This is a genomic window from Bradyrhizobium sp. (assembly GCF_016219575.1).
Lineage (GTDB): Bacteria > Pseudomonadota > Alphaproteobacteria > Rhizobiales > Xanthobacteraceae > Bradyrhizobium.
Genome location: NZ_JACRMG010000005.1, coordinates 211,189 through 229,560 on the forward strand (window position 1 = coordinate 211,189; position 18,372 = coordinate 229,560).

Genomic DNA, 18,372 nt, shown 5'->3' on the forward strand with positions numbered 1-18,372 from the left:
CATAGGCTGAGTGGAAGGCGGCAACATGGTCTGGGTCGTCCGTTTCCTCCTTTTCCTCGCAGCACCTATCGCCGCGCTGTTCGTGTCGCGCGATGCGCTGAATTTCGGGATTGTCGAGATGCTGGTGACCATCGTCCTGATCACCGGCCTTGCGCTCGCCGCAACGGCCTGGATGTGGTGGCGAAAATCCGTTGCTGCCGACCGCTCCGCGAAGTGAGGTGCCGATGCCCACCTTCGAGATCCGGTACATCAAGAAGCTCTGCGACGATTCGGGCCACGAGCATGACACCTGCCAGAGCGTGACCACGGTGGAGGCGCCGACCGCGCATGAGGCGTTGCGGCTGGCCGAAGCGCAGGTGTGCGGCAGCCGGCAGCAGTCCGACTGGACCGTGTTTGCCGACGCCGTCGAACTGCGTGCGACGTCACCGCTCGGCCGCGCTGCGCACGGCTGATCGAGGCAAGCGGTCGAAAGCGTTCGGCCGGTCAGATTTTGCGCTAAGTGATTGAAAAGATGGCAGGAGTGGCAGGGCTCGAACCTGCGACCCCCGGTTTTGGAGACCGGTGCTCTACCAATTGAGCTACACTCCTGCAGGGAACCTGGCGTCGCCGCCGGTTCGCGCCGTTTCAAGCATAGGCCATGCCCCGATTGCAAGTGCGAAGCGCCCGGGCTGCCCTGTTCATTCAATTCTTTCTGCGCCACACTCTCGCCCAAGCAACAAGAGCAACGGGAGAGACCATGAACGCGCAAACGGCCGCCCTCAAGACATCCGCCCCGCAGACGCCCTCCCTGCCCCAGGCCAAACCGGAAGCGATCGGGCTTTCCACGTCCCGCCTGCAGCGGCTGTCGGACGCCTTCAAGCGCGAAGTCGACGAGGGCACGCTGCCCGGCGCGACCGTGCTGGTGGCGCGCAAGGGACAGATCGGCTGGTTCGACGCCATCGGCCGGCAAAGCCCGGCTGCTTCCGCGCCGATGGCGCATGACACCATCTTCCGCATCTTCTCCATGACCAAGCCGATCGTCTCCATCGGCATCATGCAGCTGCTCGAGGACGGCCACTTCCTGCTCAACGATCCCGTCGCCAAATTCATTCCGGAATTCGCCGACACCAGGGTCGGCGTCGAAAGCGGCGGCAAGCTCGAGCTCGTTGCCGCGAAACGGCAGATGACGGTGCAGGACCTGCTCCGCCACACCTCCGGCCTCACCTACGACCACACCGGCAACGGCCCGGTGCAGCAGCTCTATAAGGAGTCTCGGCTGCGCAGCCGCAAGATCACCAATGCCGAGCACGCCACGATGCTCGCGGCCATGCCGCTGGTCTGCCAGCCCGGCGCGGAATGGAACTACAGCCGCTCCACCGACATCCTCGGCCGCATCATCGAGGTGGTCAGCGGCAAGTCGCTCGGCGCCTTCCTCACCGAGCGTATCCTCGCGCCGCTGCAGATGGCGGAGACTGCCTTCTCCACCGGCGAGCAAAATGCCGGGCGGCTGGCCGAGCCCTTCGCCAAGGACCCCTGGAATGGAGATGAGGTGAAGCTGTTCAACATGCTCGAGAAGCCCGCGATGGAATCCGGCGGCGGCGGGCTGGTCTCGACCACGATGGACTATGCGCGCTTCTGCCAGATGCTGCTCAATGGCGGCTCGCTCGACGGCAACAGGATCATCGGCCGCAAGACGCTGGAGCTGATGGCCTGCGATCATCTCTCCCCGGACGTGGTGATCAAGGGCGACCTGGTGCCGGCAGGCCACCGCTTCGGCCTCGGCTTTGCCGTGCGGACCGAAGCCGGCATCGCGCCGTTCCTGGGTTCGACCGGCCAGTTCTTCTGGAGCGGCATGGCCGGCACGTTCTTCTGGATCGATCCGAAGGAAGATCTGTTCGCCGTCTTCATGATGCAGGGCCCGGGCCAGCGGCAGCACACCCGCTCGCTGGTGCGCAACCTGGTGTATGCGGCGGTGGAGTGAGACGAAGCGCTCGCCCCCTCCAACACGGTCATGCCCCGCGAAAGCGGGGCATCCAGTACGCCGGGAATTATCGAGTCTATCTCTGAAGCCTCTGGAATACTGGATCACCCGCTTTCGCGGGTGATGACATGCTGAGTGTGTTGCCGCGCAAGAGCGTCAGCTGATCGTAGCCCCTCCGTCGATCACCATGGTCTGGCCGGTCATGAAGTCGCCCGCGGCCGAGCCCATGAATACCGCCGCACCCGCGATCTCGTCGGGAATGCCGATGCGCAACAGCGGCGAGCGTGCGGTCGAGGCTTTCAGGTTGTCCGGATTGTCCCACAGCGCCTTGGCGAAATCGGTCTTGATCAGGCCGGGCGCGATGCAGTTCACGCGGATATTGTGCTTGCCGTATTCGCAGGCGAGGTTGCGCGCGAGCTGCATGTCGGCAGCCTTGGAGATCGCATAGGCGCCGAGAATGGTCGAGCCCTTCAGGCCGCCCACCGAGGAGACGATGATGATCGAGCCGTCCTTGCGCTCGATCATCTGCGGCACCACCATCGAGATCAGCCAGTTGTTGGCGACGATGTTGTTGTCGAGGATCTTGCGGAACTGATCGTCGGAGATGCCGGCGAGCGGGCCGTAATACGGATTCGACGCGGCGTTGCAGACCAGCACGTCGATCCTGCCGAAGGCGCGGTTGCTCTCGTCGACGAGGTTTTGCAGGTTCTCCTTCGAGGAGATGTTGGCGGCGATCGCCACCGCTGTGCCCTTGCCGAACTTGTCGTTGATCTCCTTCGCCACCTGGTCGCAGACGTCGGCCTTGCGCGAGGAGATCACCACCTTGGCGCCGTGCTCGGCCATGCGCTCGGCGATGGCGCGGCCGATGCCGCGCGTCGAGCCGGTGATGACGGCGACTTTTCCCTTCATGTCGAACAAGCTCATGTGTCTCTCTCCCAGATATGATTGCGGCGATTGCGCCGGTTTGGTTCAGGCAAGTTTGGTCTGCACGACTTCGGGACCGGCCGGCTGATGCATCGCCGCATGCGCGGCATCGGCCATCCAGGGCTGCTGGTTCACCATCGGCAGCCGCCAGACGCTGCGATCGCCGGCCGCAAAATGATCCAGCCGCGTCACCGAGCAATTGTCGATGTCGAAGGCAAGCCCGCGCTCCGGCAATCCGCCCAGCGCAAGCCCCACCGCGGCCTTGATGGTGCCGCCATGGCCGACGGCAATCACGTCCCTGCCCGCCTCCGCCGCCGTGATGCGCTGGATGGCGTTGCAAGTGCGGTTGTAGAGGTCCATGAAGCTCTCGCCGCCGGGCGCGGGCTCGTCGATGGCGGCGAACCAGTGGCTGCCGGGCGGACGGCTCGCCAGGAAGGCCGCGCGATTCATGCCCTGCCACTTGCCGAGATTCTGCTCCGCAAACGCAGCCTCGCGCGCCATGCTCGCGGGCCTCGGAAATCCGGTGGCCCAGATCGCTTCCGCGGTCTGATGCGTGCGTTGCAGATTGCTCGCATACCACGCTGCGCTGCGCGGCAGGATTTTCGCGACCGCCTCGAACACCTCGCGATCGCCGGTGTCGCATTCGATGTCGAACTGGCCGTAGATGTTGCCGCCGTCGCTGCGCACCGGCGCGTGACGCACCCACCACCAACGCGTCACCACCACAGCCGGCTTGTTGTTATTGGACATCGCGAAATCCGTTCACTAGTGTCGTCCTACGTCAGAGCACACATCGTCTCAAGTGACTTTGCCGTTTTAAATCTTGTTTGAAATTCCGCTGCACGGCAAGCGCACGGATGGATGTCAGGGAGAAACTCATGGGCCGCCTCGAAGGCAAATCTGTCGTGATCACCGGCGCCGGCAGCGGCATCGGACGCGCGGCGTCGCTGCTGTTTGCGAAAGAAGGCGCAAAACTGATCGCGGTGGACAAGACCGAGGCCGTCAGGGAAACCGCGAAGCTCGTGAGCGAAGCCGGCGGCACCGTGGAAGCCGTGATTGCCGATGCCGGCAACGAAGCCGACGTGAAGGCCTTCATAGACAAGGCGGTGTCGAAATACGGCAAGCTCGACGTCATCTGGGCCAATGCCGGCGTCAGCGGCGGGCTGGTTCCGCTGTCGGAGCAGACCCCGGAACATTGGCAGGAAGTGTTGCGCGTCAACCTGATCGGGCCGTTCCTCGCGATCAAGCATTCGATCCCGCACATGACCAGGCAGGGACACGGCTCGATCATCTGCACGGCCTCGGTGGCGGGCCTGAAATCCGGCGCCAGCGGTCACCCCTATGGCGCCAGCAAGGCCGGCGTCATCAGCCTGGTGCAGACCACCGCCTATTCGCTGTCCGGCACCGGCGTGCGCATCAACGCGGTCTGCCCCGGCCTGATCGAGACCGGCATGACCAAGCCGGTGTTCGACCGCGCCAAGGAACGCGGCACCCAGGACAAGATCGGCCAGCTCAACCCGCTCAAGCGTCCCGGCCAGCCGCACGAACTCGCCGCGATGGGATTGTTTCTGGCAAGCGACGAGGCCTCCTACGTCAACGGCCAGGCGATTCCGGTGGACGGCGGCCTCACCGCGTCGATGCCGTATACGGGCAAGCCGATATAAGGACTCTTGCGGCAACGCGGGCCTTCATGGTTCGAGACGCGCGTGCCGCGCTCCTCACCATGAGGGTCTGGCAACTTGCTCCGCCTCATCCTGAGGAGCCGCGCAGGCGCGGCGTCTCGAAGGATGGCCGCGCAGCAAGTACAGACGCGCCTTCTCGTTCTCACGGCGCGATTTCGCCTGAGTCCTGCATCTCGTTGGCCCCCTCTCTGAGAGGGCGCAGGGAAAGCCGGGCGCTGGCTGCGCCCGCATCACCGTGTGCGAAGAGTGCTACAGAAACTGCACACGGGTTTGACAGGTACAGCCGAGGCAACCCGGCTTTCCCCGCGCAATGGGTTTACGGCTTACTTCGTGCTCTCCCCGGGGAACGGCCTCTTTTGCCCCCGTTGCCTCGCCAGCACAGGCCGGCGGGGATAGACGCCAGGGTCGCGGCGCCAGGACCACACGACTTCGCCGTACGCTGCACTCCTTCGTCGGGCGGCGGACCCCGACTCCTTTCGGAACCGGGCCGTTACGCCTGGGATTGCCGCGTCCATCGCATCCTCTGCCCAACGTGTCGTGACGATCGCGAAACGCCCCTCATGCGGGCTCAGGACAGGCGGATTATGCGCCTGATTTGGGTCTTCGGTAAAGCAGAATATTTTTCAAACCAGGGCTTGACACTTATTCCGCAAAACCGAACAAGTGATTTGCCCGTCGTGCCGAAAATGTCACAGCTCTTTCGGCGGCAGGCCGGACGCCGTGGCGCCGGCCTCGCCCAAGGTGCAGCCTCACCGAAGCGTCCGCCGCACCCTAGGCGGCCTGCACGCTCCCACCCAGCTGCGCCAGCGCCGCATTGAAGGTCGGACTCGGGCGCATGATGGCTTCGCATTTTTGCGGATTGGGCAGGTAGTAGCCGCCGATGTCGACCGGCTTGCCTTGCACGGCTGCGAGCTCGGCAATAATCCTGTCTTCGCTGCGGGCGAGCGTCTCGGCCAGTTGCCTGAACTGCGCCTGCAGGGCCGCGTCCTCGGTTTGCGCAGCGAGTTCCTGCGCCCAGTACATTGCGAGGTAGAACTGACTGCCGCGGTTGTCGAGTTCGCCGGTACGCGGCGACGGAGACTTCTTGTTGTCCAGCAGCTTGCCAGTGGCGGCGTCCAGCGTCCTGGCCAGCAACTTGGCTTTCTGGTTGCCCGACTTCAGGCCGAGGTCTTCCAGCGAGACAGCCAGCGCCAGAAACTCGCCCAGCGAATCCCAGCGCAGATGGTTCTCCTCGACCAGCTGCTGCACATGCTTGGGCGCCGAGCCGCCGGCGCCGGTTTCGTACATGCCGCCGCCGGCCATCAGCGGCACGATCGACAGCATCTTGGCCGAAGTGCCCAGCTCCATGATGGGAAACAGGTCGGTGAGGTAGTCGCGCAGAATGTTGCCGGTGGCGCTGATCGTGTCGAGGCCGCGGACCACGCGCTCGAGCGTGTAGCGCATGGCGCGCACCTGGCTCATGATCTGGATGTCCAGGCCGGTCGTGTCGTACTCTTGCAAGTACATCTTGACCTTGGTGATCAGCTGCGCCTCGTGAGGACGGTACGGGTCCAGCCAGAACAGGACCGGCATGCCGGAATGACGGGCGCGCGTGACGGCCAGCTTGACCCAGTCGCGGATGGCGGCGTCCTTGACCTGGCACATGCGCCAGATGTCGCCCTGCTCCACATCCTGACTCAACAGCACCTCGCCGGTGGCGAGGTCGGTGATGTTGGCGACACCATCCTCGGGGATTTCGAAGGTCTTGTCGTGCGAGCCGTATTCCTCGGCCTGCTGTGCCATCAGGCCGACATTGGGCACGGTGCCCATGGTTCTGGGGTCGAAGGCGCCGTGCCACTTACAGAAGTTGATCATCTCCTGGTAAATGCGGGCGAAGGTGCTTTCCGGCATGACGGCCTTGACGTCCTTCAGGCGGCCATCGGCGCCCCACATCTTGCCGCCATTGCGGATCATGGCGGGCATCGACGCGTCCACGATCACGTCGTTCGGCGAATGGAAGTTGGTAATGCCCTTGGACGAATCGACCATCGCCAGTTCCGGCCGATGCTCGTGGCAGGCGTGCAGGTCACGCTTGATCTCGTCCTGCTTGCTTTGCGGCAGGCCGGCGATCTTGTTGTACAGATCGACCATGCCGTTGTTGACGTTCACGCCAAGCTCGTCGAACAGCTGGCGGTGCTTGGCGAAGGCTTCGCGGTAGAAGATCCTCACGCAGTGGCCGAACACGATGGGGTGCGACACCTTCATCATGGTGGCCTTCACATGCAGCGAGAACATCACGCCGGTCTTGAAAGAATCCTCGATCTCCTGCTCGTAGAATTCCAGCAGCGCCTTCTTGCTCATGAACATGGAGTCGATGACTTCGCTGTCCTGCAGCGAGACCTTGGGCTTGAGCACGACGGTCTTGCCGCTCCGGGTGATCAGCTCCATTTTCACGTCGCGCGCCTTGTCCAGCGTCATGGACTTCTCGCCATGATAGAAGTCGCCGTGATGCATGTGCGAGACGTGCGAGCGCGAGGCCTGGCTCCATTCGGCCATGCTGTGCGGGTTCTTGCGTGCATAGGTCTTTACCGCCAGCGGCGCGCGGCGGTCGGAGTTGCCCTCGCGCAGCACCGGATTGACGGCACTGCCGATGCATTTGGCATAGCGCGCGCGGATCGCCTTCGCCTCGTCCGACTTGGGGGCCTCGGGATAATCCGGGATCTTGTAACCCTTGCCCTGCAGCTCCTTGATGGCGGCCATCAGTTGCGCCACCGAGGCGCTGATGTTGGGCAGCTTGATGATGTTGGTACCCGGCAACAGCGTCAGCCGCCCCAGTTCGGCAAGGTTGTCCGGCACCCGCTGCGCCTCAGTCAGGAATTCCGGAAACTCGCCGAGGATGCGGGCCGCGACCGAAATGTCGCTGGTGGCGACGGTGATGCCGGCCGGCGCCGCGAACGCACGCACGATGGGCAGGAACGCGGCCGTGGCCAGCGCCGGCGCCTCGTCGGTCAGCGTGTAGATGATGGTGGGAGGCGTCGTGCTCATTCGGCGGCTTCCTTCGTGTGGCAGTGTTTTGGCGAGAGGCGTGTCGGTACCGATGCGTACACGGACACTGCAGCGATGCGCGTCATTGGGATGCGGACAATCAGGCGGCTCGGTGGTTCCGGCAATCGGATGACTTCGATAACTGTTGTCAAATCTGACACTCGCGATGGATTTCGGCAACCGGTTCGTTAGTTGGGTGTCAAGGTACCCCTGGTGCGGCAATATACTGCGCGCCGCTCAAGGCCCCCCTCTCGGGAAATTCACACGCCTTCCGGCGGCGAGCCGGAAGCGGTGGCGGCGGGGCGCAGGCGGTTGCGCACGCGCTCCCGATAAAAGGCGTAGAGGCCGGACAGCACGATGATGGCCGCGCCAAGCAGCATGAAGGCGTCCGGGCGGTCGCCGAACGCGAGATAGCCGAGCAGCATGGCCCAGAGCAGCGCGGTGTAGCGGAACGGCGCGACGGCGGAGATTTCGCCGGTGCGCAACGCCGAGATGATGCATTGATAGCCTATCAGCAGCAGCACGGCGGCGACCGCCAGCATGCCCACCGTGCGGCCTGACGGCGGCACCCATCCGCCGAGCGGATGGATGATGCCGGCGCCTGCGGTGGTGACCGTGAAGGTGGTCAGCAGCGCAATGAACAGCGACGGGATCTCGGTGGGAATTCTTCGCGTCGCAAGGTCGCGCAGGGTGCAGAAGGCAACCGACGAGAGCGCCAGCAGCGAGAACTCGTTGAACCCCGCGGTGCCCGGCCGGACAATGACGAGCACGCCGACGAAACCGGCGGCAATCGCCAGCCAGCGCCGCCAGCCGACGGGCTCGCCGAAAGCCAGCGCCGCACCGAGCGTAATGACGAGCGGCAGCGCCTGGAAGATCGCCGCCGCGTTGGCCAGCGGCATATGTGCGATCGACGACAGGAAGGTCAGCGTGCCGCCGATCTCGCCGATGACGCGCATGCCGACCGGCCTGATGAACAGCGTGCGCAGCGGACGCAGCGCGCCGTGCCAGGCGGCGAAGGCCGCGATCATCACCATCGCAAACAAGCCGCGCACGACGATGATCTGGCCGATGTTGAGTTCCGCCGACACCGACTTGGTGATGGTGTCGTTGAGCGTGAACGCCGCCATGGCCGCAGCCATCAGCAGGCTTCCGCGAATGTTGGGGTGGGAGTGCAATCGAGTATCCGGGATGTGAGATCAAACCCCTTCCGGCGGCACGGCCGAAGCGGTGGCGGCGGGGCGCAGGCTGGCCAGCTTGCGCTCGCGGTAGAAGGCGTAGAGGCCGGACAGCACGATGAACGTTGCGCCCAGCAGCATGAAACGGTCGGGCCGGTCGCCGAAGACGAGATAGCCGAGCAGCATCGCCCAGAGCAGCGCGGTGTAGCGGAACGGCGCCACGGCCGACAGGTCGCCGGCGCGCAGCGCCATGATCACATATTGATAGCCGACCAGGACGAGGACTGCGGCAAGCGCCAGCAATCCGAGCGCGCGGCCGGAGGGCGGCGTCCAGCCGCCGAGCGGAAGAAGGATGATGCCGCCCACCGCCGTCACGGCCACGGTCGTCACCAGCGTGATGAACAGCGAGGGAATGTGCGCAGGAATCGGCCGGGTCGCGAGATCCCGCACGGCGAAAAAGAACACCGAGCCCAACGCAAACAGCGAATATTCGTTGAAGCCTTCGAGGCCCGGCCGGACGATGATGAGAACGCCGACGAAGCCTGCCATGATTGCCAGCCAGCGTCGCCAGCCGACGGGTTCGCGAAACGCAAGCGCCGCGCCGAGGGTGACGGCGAGCGGCAACGCCTGGAAGATCGCGGCGGTATTGGCCAGCGGCAGGTTGACGATCGCGGTCAGGAACGCGATCGTGCCGCCGACTTCGGCCGCCACGCGCAGCGCCACCGGCATCATCATGGACGTTCGCGGCGAACGCAGCGCGCCCCGGTGATACGCGAACGCCGCAATCAGCAGCGTCGCGAACAGGCCGCGTACCAGCATCACCTGGCCGAAATTCATCTCCGACGACACGGCCTTGGTGATCGCGTCGTTCATGGTGAAGCTCGCCATGCCCACGACCATGAACAGGCTGCCGCGAATGTTGGAGTGGGGGTGAGACAAATAAGAATTCCGAGTCCAGGCGGCGGACGACGACGCGCTTCCCGCTTGTCATCGTCCGCGAAGGCGGACGATCCAGTATTCCAGAGACGCCAGCGAAAAAACGGAGCAGCCGCAGCGTACTGGATACCCCGCTTGCGCGGGGTATGACGAACTAGGTGTGCGGGCGCATCATCGCCCGCTCACACCGCGCCGGCCTTTTGCGCGTATTCCCAGGAAGCCTGCGAGAGCGGCACCGTGCGGGCGGCCGACTCGAGCGCCCTGGCATTCGCCGCGGTGCCGTCGCGGACCCGGCCGGCGATGCCCTGGGTAATGCCGGCAAGGCGGAACAGATTGTAGGAGAAGTACCAGTTGAGGTCGGGCACGGCCATGCCGGTGTAATCGCAATAGATCTTGGCCGCCTCATCCTGACTCGGAATGTTCAGCGCCTTGAGATCGGCATTGGCGAGACCCGGCATGGTCCACTGCATCAGGAGATAGGTGAAGTCGGCCATGGGATCGCCGAGCGTCGACAATTCCCAATCCAGCACCGCGAGCACGCGCGGTTCCGTCGGGTGGAAAATCATGTTGTCGAGGCGATAGTCGCCATGGACGATCGAGATGCGCTCCTGCGCCGGCACCGTTTTGGGCAGCCATACGGCGAGCTTCTCGAATTCCGGGATGTGCTGGGTTTCGGAGGCGCGATACTGCTTGGTCCAGCGATCGATCTGGCGCGCAAAATAATTGCCGGGCTTGCCGAAGTCGCCGAGGCCGATCTTCTCGGGATCGTACATGTGCAGCTTCGCCAGCGTCTCGATCTTGCTGGCGAAGATCTTGCGCCGCGCATCCGGCGTCTGGCTGGGCAGCGTCGGATCCCAGAATACCCGGCCCTCTTCCATCGACATGATGTAGAAGGCCGAGCCGATCACGGCATCGTCCATGCAGAGCGCATAGGCACGCGCGACGGGAAAGCCCTGCTTGCCCAGCGCGGAAATGACGCGGAACTCGCGATCCACCGCATGCGCCGACGGCAACAATTTACCGAACGGGCGGCGGCGCATCACATAGGAGCGCTTCGGCGTATTGAGCCGGTAGGTCGGATTGGACTGACCGCCCTTGAACTGCAGGACGGTCAGCGGGCCTTCGAAGCCCTCAACATTTTCCGACATCCATTTGGCGAGGTTCGCCTCGTTGATGCGATGGCGCTCCTCGACTTCCCGGGTGCCGGAAAATTCCTCGTCTTTCCTGACGCCGTCGTTCACGCTGACGCTCCCTGCGAGTTTCTTCTAGGTTATCAGGGAGCGCCGCGTTTCTAGGCGTTCCCCTTAGTGCCTCGGAGCGTTTTGATACTTCCGAACTTCAAGTCTGGCAATGGCGCGGTTATGCACCTCGTCCGGGCCGTCGGCGAGCCGCAGCGTGCGGATGCCGGCGTAGGCCTTGGCGAGCCCCGCATCGTCGGAGACGCCGCCTCCGCCATAGGCCTGGATGGCATTGTCAATGATCCGCAGTGCCATGTTGGGCGCAGCTACCTTGATCATGGCGATCTCGAGCTGCGCGGTCTTGTTGCCGACCTTGTCCATCATGTCGGCGGCCTTCAGGCACAACAGCCGGTTCATCTCGATGTCGGCGCGGGCCTCGCCGATGCGTTGTTCCCACACCGAGTGCTCGATGATCTTCTTGCCGAACGCGGTGCGCGACGACAACCGCCGCACCATCTTCTCCAGCGCCTCTTCGGCCACGCCGATGGTGCGCATGCAGTGATGGATGCGGCCGGGACCGAGGCGGCCCTGCGCAATTTCAAAACCCCTGCCCTCGCCGAGCAGAATGTTTTCCTTCGGCACGCGGACGTTTTCGAGCAGCACCTGGGCATGGCCGTGCGGCGCATCGTCGAAGCCGAACACGGGGAGCATCTTTTCCACCTTGATGCCGGGGGTATCGAGCGGCACCAGGATCTGCGACTGCTGCTGATGGCGCGCCGCGTTGGGATCGGTCTTGCCCATCAGGATCGCGATCTTGCAGCGGGGGTCGCCGACGCCGGACGACCACCATTTGCGGCCGTTGATGACGTAGTGATCGCCGTCGCGCTTGATGCTGGTCTCGATATTGGTCGCGTCCGAGGAGGCGACCGCGGGCTCGGTCATCAGGAAGGCGGAGCGGATTTCGCCGTTCATCAGCGGCTTCAGCCATTTGCGCTTCTGTTCCTTGGTGCCATACCGCATGAACACTTCCATGTTGCCGGTATCAGGTGCGGAACAATTGAACACTTCCGACGCAAAGGAGATGTGCCCCATCTCCTCCGCCAGCAGCGCGTATTCGAGATTGGTCAATCCCGCGCCGCGGAATTCATCGTCCTCATGCTCGTTCGGCGGCATGAACATGTTCCAGAGGCCTTCTGCCTTGGCCTTGGCCTTGAGCTCTTCCAGGATCGGGATCACCTTCCAGCGCCCGCCCTCCTCGTCCTGCTTCTTGTAGACCGGCACCGCCGGGCGGACGTGCTTGGTCATGAACGACCGGACCCGGTCGAGCCATTCCTTCTGCTTGCTGGACAATTCGAAATCCATCGGACGCTCCTCGCTTTTCACTTTTCAAAATCGTTGGCCGCACTGTCCGCCCGCCGCCCCGCACCGGCAAGCCGGAACTTGCCGATCGTTCGCAGCAGCATTGACATTTCGCCGCCTTCAAACGATAGTTTCATACAACTGTTTGAATTGCAACTCCCGATGCGGGGGCGACCCATGGCCTCAGATCAGACCCGCTCTGCAATCCTCGCCGCCGCCGAGCGGCTTTACGCCGACCGCGGCTTCGGCGACGTGACGCTGCGCGACATCGTCGCGGAGGCGAACGTCAACCTCGCGGCGGTAAATTACCATTTCGGTTCCAAGGACGAGCTGATCGCGGAGCTGTTCGTCACCCGCTCGATCCAGACCAACCGCGAGCGTCTCAACGAACTGAAGGCCGCGGAGGAAAAAGGCGGCGGCCGCGCCACCATCGACGAAATCCTGCGCGCGCTGGTCGGCCCCACCCTGCGCGGCTGCCTCGGCCCCGACCGCGAGGGCTCGACCGCGGCGCGCTTCATGATCCGCGCGTCGATCGAATCGGTGCCGCCGATCCGCCGCATCAAGAACCGCGAGATCGATCACTTGCGCAAATTCGCCGCCGCGATGCGCCGCGCGCTGCCCGGCCGCGACGAGGCCGAGCTCTACTGGGGCCTGCACTTCGCGCTGTCGATGGCCCACCACACCATCCGCGAAAAGGAGCGGCTGGCGAAGCTGTCGGAGGGCAAGTGCGACCTAAACGACGTTGCTGGTATCGTCGATCGCGTGGTGGGCGTGGCGGCGATGGCGTTGACGGCCGAGCCCGTCGAGAAACGGCAGCCGGCGCGGCTGGTGGCGCGCGACGCGCGATAGCCTGCCCCCTACTTCACCTCCCGGATCGTCATCGCCGGATTCGTCGCAAAGAAATTGTGCGGCATCAGGGTGAAGCCGAACCAGTGGGTCGGCATGACCGGCCAGTCCTCCATCCGCGTGATGTGGTGAAAGCCGACCGTGTACCAGGCGACGATGTCGCGGTTGCCGATCGGCCGGTCGCGGGCGGTCCAGGCGCCCAGCGTGTCCGAGCCGTCGCTCATCATGGCAAAGCGCCCGCCGGCATATCGCTCCGAAGGCTGCCGGGGCGTCACCGAAAGCTGATAGTGCAGATAGGAATTGCGCCGCACCGGCGGATCGTCGGCAGCGAGCAGAGGATGCACGTAGCTGCCTTCCGGCATCAGCATATAGCCGGGATGATGGCCGAGCGCGCTTTCCACATTGTGATTGCCGAAGTGATAGAGCGCGGGCGAAGCCGGCTCGATGCGGCTGCGCGCCGCCTGTTCGCTTGCCGGCATTTCGTGCGTGACCGCAAAGATCGAACGCCGGGGCAAGCCTTCCGGCATCAACTGCTGCACCAGACGCTCGCGCATGAAATCGTTCGCGGTGCCGTCGATGTCGAGATCGAGGCGGAAGTTGAAATAATGACTGTGGAACGGCGCCACCAGGCCCGGCGCGATCAGGGTTCCCCAGCGTGTGTCGGCCGCCGCCGTTGCGTCCTTCATCGACTGGCTCGCCACACCCTTGACGGCGTCGATGCCGGTCGCGCCGATGGCAATGCGGATGCTGCCGTCCTGGCGGAAGACATAGTCGACTAGGTAGTCGTAATTGCCGATCGCGGAGGCCGAGCGCACCACGAGTTCGCTGGCCGGCCGGCCGACGGTCGGCTTCGGGTCTTGCGGCGTATTGCCGACGATCTCGAAATGCCGCCAGGCGGGATCGCCGATCGATCGCTCGAACAGGCAAATCGCATTCGCAATCGGCATCGGTTCGCCATTGTCCTGCGGCATGGTGACGGCAAGGAAGCGGGCATAGGACGGACAGTCGACGCCCGGGCGCAGCGGGCTCAGGAGATTGCCGAAACCATACTCGCCGCTGTCCATGTAGGTCCGCCAGTACCAGGCCTGGTCCGGATCCATATAGGGCACGAAGACTTCGGACAGGTGCATCTGGTAGGCGACCGAGCGCCAGCGCGCGCCGTCGCGCACCTCGACCATCGAGAGCACCGTCCCCGGCCGGATGTCGGCGCGCAGGTGAAAACGCCAGATGTCCCAGCCGAAGCGGCCGTCCTCCGTCCTGATGTTGTCGCCGCCGGGCTGGGAAAGGCTGGCTGCCCTGGTCTCCGGCCGCAGCGCACCGCGCGCGGCGACCTCAGCCTCGTCATAACCCCAGCCCTCGGTCGGGACCGGCACAACGCCGGCATCGATCACGTCGATCGCCTTGCCGGCCTTCAGATCGAAGGTCGCAAACAGGCCTTCGATCGGGCGAGCCCACGCATTGGATTGGATTGGCTTGGCGAAGCACGGGACTTTGAGGAGGCGCTGGCCCTGCTCTTCCCTGGCGCCGAAATTTCCGGCGGTCAGCGGCACGCAATACACCTGATCCGGCGCGAAACCGCGCTTGGCCAGCGCCTCCACCATGCGCGGATCCGCTTTCGCCATGTCGCCGGCGCCCATCATCTCGCCCAGCAGCAAGGCCGGCTCGCCGGTGAGCGGTCGCCATGCCGTGATGCGGCCGGCCAACAGATCGATGGCGGCTTCATACACCGTGCCGGCCTCGTTCACGACGGCGATGGCGCGCCGGGGCAGAGTCGTGCCCGGACGCCACGCCAACACCTCGGCCTTTTCTGGCTCGTCGAGATCGACGCTGTGAAAGCGCGCGCGCGACCCGATCTTGCCTTCCGCAATCAGAATGGACTTCACGCGGCCGAGTTCGTCGCCGGTCAATGCGTCGAGCGGATGCGCATTTTTCGCGTCCTGGGCAGTGGCGGAGAACGGCGAGAGCAACAGGATCACCGCCGCCAAACGCCGCGTCCAAATCGCCCCCCGAGACATCGATCCATGCATGCGCCGATCTCCGTGCAGGAAACTGCCTGCGCGAAATCTGCGCAAACTCCACGGCGAAGTCTAGTTCAAGTCAGGCGATCCGCCAAAGGCGCGACGGTCAAACCGGCGCAAGCACCGTGCCGCCGGAAAGCGCGCCTAGATGACCTTCCGCTCCTTCAGCCCGGCCACCTTCGCCTCGTCGTAGCCGATGCCGGCCAGCACTTCGCTGGTGTTGGCCCCTAACAGCGGCGGGGCGCGGTATTCCTTCACGGGGGTGCCGGAGAAGGTGATGGCATTGCGGATCAGCGACAGGTCGGGCTCGAAGGGGTGATTGACCTTGACCCGCATGCCGCGCGACTGCACGTGCGGGTCGTTGAACACCTGCGAGAAGTCGTTGATCGGGCCCGAGGGCACGCCGGCCTTCTCCAGCTCATCGAGCCAGTGGGCGACCGGCTTCTGCAGGAACAGGCCGGCGAAGATCGCCATGATCTCCTTGCCGTGGACGACGCGGTCGTTGTTCTTGATGAATTTCGGATCGCTCGCGAGTTCCGGCCGGCCGAGCACCTCGCAGGTGCGCGCGAACTGGCCGTCATTGCCGACCACCAGCATCAATTCGCCGTCGGTGCAGCGGAACACGCCGGCCGGCATGCCGCCGTTGCCCCAGGTGCCGCGGCGCGGCGGGGTGACGCCGTTGACGAGGAATATCTGCGCGTAGTGCGACAGCGAGGCGATCACGGTGTCGAACAGGCAGACGTCGACATGCTGCCCCTCCCCCGTTGCCTTGCGGTGATAGAGCGCGGCGAGGATGCCGATCGAGGAGTTCATGCCGGTCATGTAGTCGACGATCGACGGGCCGACCTTCATCGGCCCCGCGCCGGGTTCGCCATCAAGATGCCCGGTGACGCTCATCAGGCCACCCATCGCCTGCAGGATGGCGTCATAGCCGGCGCGCGGCGCGTAAGGTCCGGTCTGGCCGAAGCCGGTTACGGAGGCGTAGATGATGGATGGGTTGATCGCCTTGATCGACTCGTAGTCGAGCCCGTAGCGCTTGAGGTCGCCGACCTTGTAGTTCTCCATGAAGACGTCGCAGCCCTTGGCGATGTCGCGGATGATCTGCTGCCCCTCGGGGCTTGCGATATTGACGGTGACCGACTTCTTGTTGCGGTTGGCGCAGAGATAGAAGGAATTGTTGTTGTTGGCCTTGCCCTCGGGGTCTTTCAGGTAGGGCGGGCCGAAGGCGCGGGCATCGTCGCCGCCGCCGGGGCGCTCGATCTTGATCACCTCGGCGCCGAGATCGGCCAGCATCTGCGCCGACAGGGGACCGGCCAGCACGCGCGTGAGGTCGAGAATCTTGATGCCGGTAAGCGGCAGGGCCGACATGGCGGTTCCTCCAGAGTGCTGTTCTTGACGCGGGAACTCCCGCGATGTTCTGGGGAAGCCGAATATACTATTTTTCGGCTGCGAGTACTGCACCGGCGGCATGAAGCCATACTTGAACCGCCGCGGTCGGGCGGACGCGGCGCAGCATCAGGCAATCCGGACCCGCCATTCGATCGTTGTTCGCGCAACGCGCGGTGGTAGTCTTGGCAGTGGTAGTCTTGGCGGCGGGACAAGTCGGGAGACGGCATGAGGCCTTCACGGATCGCTCTCGGTCTCACCATCGCCGCCGCGATCACGGCGCCGTTCGTTGCCGGCACGTCGCGACCCACGGCCAACGCGCAGACGTGGATCGCGCTCACGCCGGAACAGCGGGCGGAGATCGCCGCGAAACTCGAGCGCTCGGGGAACTGCCGCTTTTTCGAGACCCAGGTCGAGGCGCGCGACGTGCTCGGGCTGAAGGTCGACCCCGGGGATATCGACGATGCCCTCGCGTGCCACCGCGAGCAGGATGCGCTGCGCGACGGCGGCAAGATGCAGGCCAATTTCTCCCTGCCGCGCTATCTCGCGGTCAACGGCGCGGTTGCGCTGGCGAGCGCGCTCGGCATGCTGGGGCTCGCGATGGTGCTCCCTGCCCTGCGCCGGCGCGCGCGATGGCGGCTCGGGAGTTGAGCACGCTCACCGCATGGTCGCGAGCTGCACGGCCAGCGCGCAGGCCTTGTCGTATTCGTCGAGATTGATCCACTCGTCTGTCGTGTGCGGCTCGTTCTGCCCGGCGCCGAAGGTCACCGTGGGAACGCCATGGCGGACCATCCAGTTGGCATCGAGCCCGCCATTGGCAGCGCGGATGGCCGGTGCTGCGCCGATGCCGGACACCGCCGCGACCGCGCGCTTGACCACGGGCAGGCTCTCCTTCATGCGGAATGGATAGTAATCGGTCTCGGCCTTGAACCTGACCTTGCCTGTCTTGCCGTCGCTGTTCTTGACGCGCCTTGCGGCCTTCTCGAACGCCGTCTTGTAGGCCCTGGTGATCTCCTTGAAGAATCTTGCATCGTGGCTGCGGCTTTCGCCGCGCACATGCACATAGTCGGTGACGACATTGGTGGCATCGCCCGCCGGGCGGCCCTCGCCGCCGGTGACGGGACCGACATTGCTGGTGCCTTGCCTCTTCTCCTGCCCCTTGCCCTTCACCACCTTGCCGAACCAGCCGCCGGCCTTCAAATCGGCGAGTGCGAGCGCGAGAATCATGGTCGAGGAGATGCCGCGCTCGGGTGCAACACCGGCATGCGAGGCGCGGCCGAAAATCTCGACCTGCCAGCGATCCGCGCCGACCGCGCCGATGGTGACATTGGAGGCGGCGCCGCCGTCGAAATTGAAGGCCATCACGGGCGAGCCGAGCTCCGCGGTCCTGACGTGGCGCGCGCCGTAGAGCCCGCTCTCCTCGCGCACGCAGAACAACAGGGTGATCGGCGGATGATCGAGATTCTGTTTGGCGAGCTCGGCCGCCAGCGTGACGAGCACGCCGCAGCCGCAGCGGTTGTCGCCGCCGAGCGCCGTCTTCGCCTCGTTGACGATTCTGCGCCCCGAAATCTTCGGCTTGGCGCCGGCACACAGCGGCACGGTGTCCATATGGGTCATGAACATGATCCGCGGCTGGTTGTGCATCGCGCCGCGGCCGGGCAGATCGACGATGAGGTTGCCGGTCTCGGTCGGCACGGGAATGCGCGTGTTGGCGTCGTCGAGCCGGATCGTGTCCGCTGGCACGCCGACCTCCCGCAGCGCCGCACTTAGCTCGCGCCCGATCGCCGCTTCCTTGCCGGTCACGCCCTCGACGGCGAGGAAGCGCATGAGACGGTCGGTGGCGGCTTTGACGTCAACGGGCATGATGAAGGACCTTGGTTGCGG

General features: G+C 64.7%; 16 protein-coding genes and 1 tRNA gene. 6 read left to right on the top strand and 11 right to left on the bottom strand.

Annotation, left to right across the window (positions count from 1 at the left end):
• Positions 1 to 25 precede the first annotated feature (25 nt).
• Both HZB49_RS03110 and HZB49_RS03115 read left to right on the top strand, forming a co-directional pair.
• On the top strand, positions 26 to 217 hold the full coding sequence (locus tag HZB49_RS03110; RefSeq protein WP_291609016.1) for a hypothetical protein: 192 nt from the start codon (positions 26 to 28) through the stop codon (positions 215 to 217).
• Between the two features lie 7 nt (positions 218 to 224).
• Positions 225 to 452, top strand: a complete 228-nt coding sequence (locus HZB49_RS03115; protein ID WP_291609017.1) for a hypothetical protein — start codon at positions 225 to 227, stop codon at positions 450 to 452.
• 60 nt (positions 453 to 512) lie between these two features.
• On the opposite strand, the gene HZB49_RS03120 is transcribed toward HZB49_RS03115, so the two are convergent.
• Positions 513 to 588 (bottom strand) — tRNA-Trp (locus tag HZB49_RS03120).
• A 148-nt stretch (positions 589 to 736) separates the two neighbouring features.
• Here HZB49_RS03120 and HZB49_RS03125 point away from each other — a divergent pair.
• Positions 737 to 1,960, top strand: a complete 1,224-nt coding sequence (locus tag HZB49_RS03125; RefSeq protein ID WP_291609018.1) for a serine hydrolase domain-containing protein — start codon at positions 737 to 739, stop codon at positions 1,958 to 1,960.
• Positions 1,961 to 2,116: 156 nt separating this feature from the next.
• Here HZB49_RS03125 and HZB49_RS03130 read toward each other — a convergent pair whose 3' ends face one another.
• Positions 2,117 to 2,884, bottom strand: a complete 768-nt coding sequence (locus HZB49_RS03130) for an SDR family oxidoreductase (protein ID WP_291609019.1) — start codon at positions 2,882 to 2,884, stop codon at positions 2,117 to 2,119.
• Between the two features lie 45 nt (positions 2,885 to 2,929).
• On the bottom strand, positions 2,930 to 3,634 hold the full coding sequence (locus HZB49_RS03135; RefSeq protein WP_291609020.1) for a histidine phosphatase family protein: 705 nt from the start codon (positions 3,632 to 3,634) through the stop codon (positions 2,930 to 2,932).
• Positions 3,635 to 3,762: 128 nt separating this feature from the next.
• Between HZB49_RS03135 and HZB49_RS03140 the strand changes: the two genes are divergently transcribed.
• Positions 3,763 to 4,548, top strand: a complete 786-nt coding sequence (locus tag HZB49_RS03140; protein WP_291609021.1) for an SDR family oxidoreductase — start codon at positions 3,763 to 3,765, stop codon at positions 4,546 to 4,548.
• 789 nt (positions 4,549 to 5,337) lie between these two features.
• Here the strand turns inward: HZB49_RS03140 and HZB49_RS03145 are convergent.
• The 5 genes from HZB49_RS03145 to HZB49_RS03165 all read right to left on the bottom strand — a co-directional run bounded on the left by HZB49_RS03145 (position 5,338) and on the right by HZB49_RS03165 (position 12,241).
• Positions 5,338 to 7,590 carry an NADP-dependent isocitrate dehydrogenase gene (locus HZB49_RS03145; protein WP_291609022.1) on the bottom strand — a complete coding sequence of 751 codons (2,253 nt, stop codon included), beginning with the start codon at positions 7,588 to 7,590 and terminating at the stop codon, positions 5,338 to 5,340.
• A 260-nt stretch (positions 7,591 to 7,850) separates the two neighbouring features.
• The gene (locus HZB49_RS03150) at positions 7,851 to 8,765 is read right to left on the bottom strand and encodes a DMT family transporter (protein ID WP_291609023.1); all 915 of its coding nucleotides are present in this window, start codon (positions 8,763 to 8,765) and stop codon (positions 7,851 to 7,853) included.
• A gap of 21 nt (positions 8,766 to 8,786) precedes the next feature.
• Positions 8,787 to 9,704 carry a DMT family transporter gene (locus tag HZB49_RS03155; RefSeq protein ID WP_291609024.1) on the bottom strand — a complete coding sequence of 306 codons (918 nt, stop codon included), beginning with the start codon at positions 9,702 to 9,704 and terminating at the stop codon, positions 8,787 to 8,789.
• Between the two features lie 179 nt (positions 9,705 to 9,883).
• Positions 9,884 to 10,942 (bottom strand): phosphotransferase family protein, encoded by a 1,059-nt coding sequence (locus HZB49_RS03160; RefSeq protein ID WP_291609025.1) that lies wholly within the window; start codon positions 10,940 to 10,942, stop codon positions 9,884 to 9,886.
• Positions 10,943 to 11,005: 63 nt separating this feature from the next.
• Positions 11,006 to 12,241, bottom strand: a complete 1,236-nt coding sequence (locus HZB49_RS03165; RefSeq protein ID WP_291609026.1) for an acyl-CoA dehydrogenase family protein — start codon at positions 12,239 to 12,241, stop codon at positions 11,006 to 11,008.
• 174 nt (positions 12,242 to 12,415) lie between these two features.
• Between HZB49_RS03165 and HZB49_RS03170 the strand changes: the two genes are divergently transcribed.
• A complete protein-coding gene (locus HZB49_RS03170; RefSeq protein WP_291609027.1) occupies positions 12,416 to 13,087 on the top strand; it encodes a TetR/AcrR family transcriptional regulator in 672 nt (223 codons plus the stop codon).
• An 8-nt stretch (positions 13,088 to 13,095) separates the two neighbouring features.
• Here the strand turns inward: HZB49_RS03170 and HZB49_RS03175 are convergent, their stop codons facing one another.
• Positions 13,096 to 15,060, bottom strand: coding sequence for a tyramine oxidase (locus tag HZB49_RS03175; protein WP_291609103.1), 1,965 nt, complete (start codon positions 15,058 to 15,060; stop codon positions 13,096 to 13,098).
• Between the two features lie 186 nt (positions 15,061 to 15,246).
• Positions 15,247 to 16,470, bottom strand: a complete 1,224-nt coding sequence (locus tag HZB49_RS03180; RefSeq protein WP_291609028.1) for a CaiB/BaiF CoA-transferase family protein — start codon at positions 16,468 to 16,470, stop codon at positions 15,247 to 15,249.
• A gap of 246 nt (positions 16,471 to 16,716) precedes the next feature.
• On the opposite strand from HZB49_RS03180, the gene HZB49_RS03185 reads away from it, so the two are divergent.
• Positions 16,717 to 17,139 carry a hypothetical protein gene (locus HZB49_RS03185; RefSeq protein ID WP_291609029.1) on the top strand — a complete coding sequence of 141 codons (423 nt, stop codon included), beginning with the start codon at positions 16,717 to 16,719 and terminating at the stop codon, positions 17,137 to 17,139.
• Between the two features lie 6 nt (positions 17,140 to 17,145).
• Here HZB49_RS03185 and HZB49_RS03190 read toward each other — a convergent pair whose 3' ends face one another.
• Positions 17,146 to 18,351 carry a M20/M25/M40 family metallo-hydrolase gene (locus HZB49_RS03190; protein WP_291609030.1) on the bottom strand — a complete coding sequence of 402 codons (1,206 nt, stop codon included), beginning with the start codon at positions 18,349 to 18,351 and terminating at the stop codon, positions 17,146 to 17,148.
• Positions 18,352 to 18,372: the final 21 nt, after the last annotated feature.

Bases quoted from the DNA above. Each gene is read 5' to 3' on its own strand.
- HZB49_RS03110 (WP_291609016.1), top strand. From the start codon at position 26: ATGGTCTGGGTCGTCCGTTTCCTCCTTTTCCTCGCAGCACCTATCGCC.
- HZB49_RS03115 (WP_291609017.1), top strand. From the start codon at position 225: ATGCCCACCTTCGAGATCCGGTACATCAAGAAGCTCTGCGACGATTCG.
- HZB49_RS03125 (WP_291609018.1), top strand. From the start codon at position 737: ATGAACGCGCAAACGGCCGCCCTCAAGACATCCGCCCCGCAGACGCCC.
- HZB49_RS03130 (WP_291609019.1), bottom strand. From the start codon at position 2,884: ATGAGCTTGTTCGACATGAAGGGAAAAGTCGCCGTCATCACCGGCTCG.
- HZB49_RS03135 (WP_291609020.1), bottom strand. From the start codon at position 3,634: ATGTCCAATAACAACAAGCCGGCTGTGGTGGTGACGCGTTGGTGGTGG.
- HZB49_RS03140 (WP_291609021.1), top strand. From the start codon at position 3,763: ATGGGCCGCCTCGAAGGCAAATCTGTCGTGATCACCGGCGCCGGCAGC.
- HZB49_RS03145 (WP_291609022.1), bottom strand. From the start codon at position 7,590: ATGAGCACGACGCCTCCCACCATCATCTACACGCTGACCGACGAGGCG.
- HZB49_RS03165 (WP_291609026.1), bottom strand. From the start codon at position 12,241: ATGGATTTCGAATTGTCCAGCAAGCAGAAGGAATGGCTCGACCGGGTC.
- HZB49_RS03170 (WP_291609027.1), top strand. From the start codon at position 12,416: ATGGCCTCAGATCAGACCCGCTCTGCAATCCTCGCCGCCGCCGAGCGG.
- HZB49_RS03180 (WP_291609028.1), bottom strand. From the start codon at position 16,470: ATGTCGGCCCTGCCGCTTACCGGCATCAAGATTCTCGACCTCACGCGC.
- HZB49_RS03185 (WP_291609029.1), top strand. From the start codon at position 16,717: ATGAGGCCTTCACGGATCGCTCTCGGTCTCACCATCGCCGCCGCGATC.
- HZB49_RS03190 (WP_291609030.1), bottom strand. From the start codon at position 18,351: ATGCCCGTTGACGTCAAAGCCGCCACCGACCGTCTCATGCGCTTCCTC.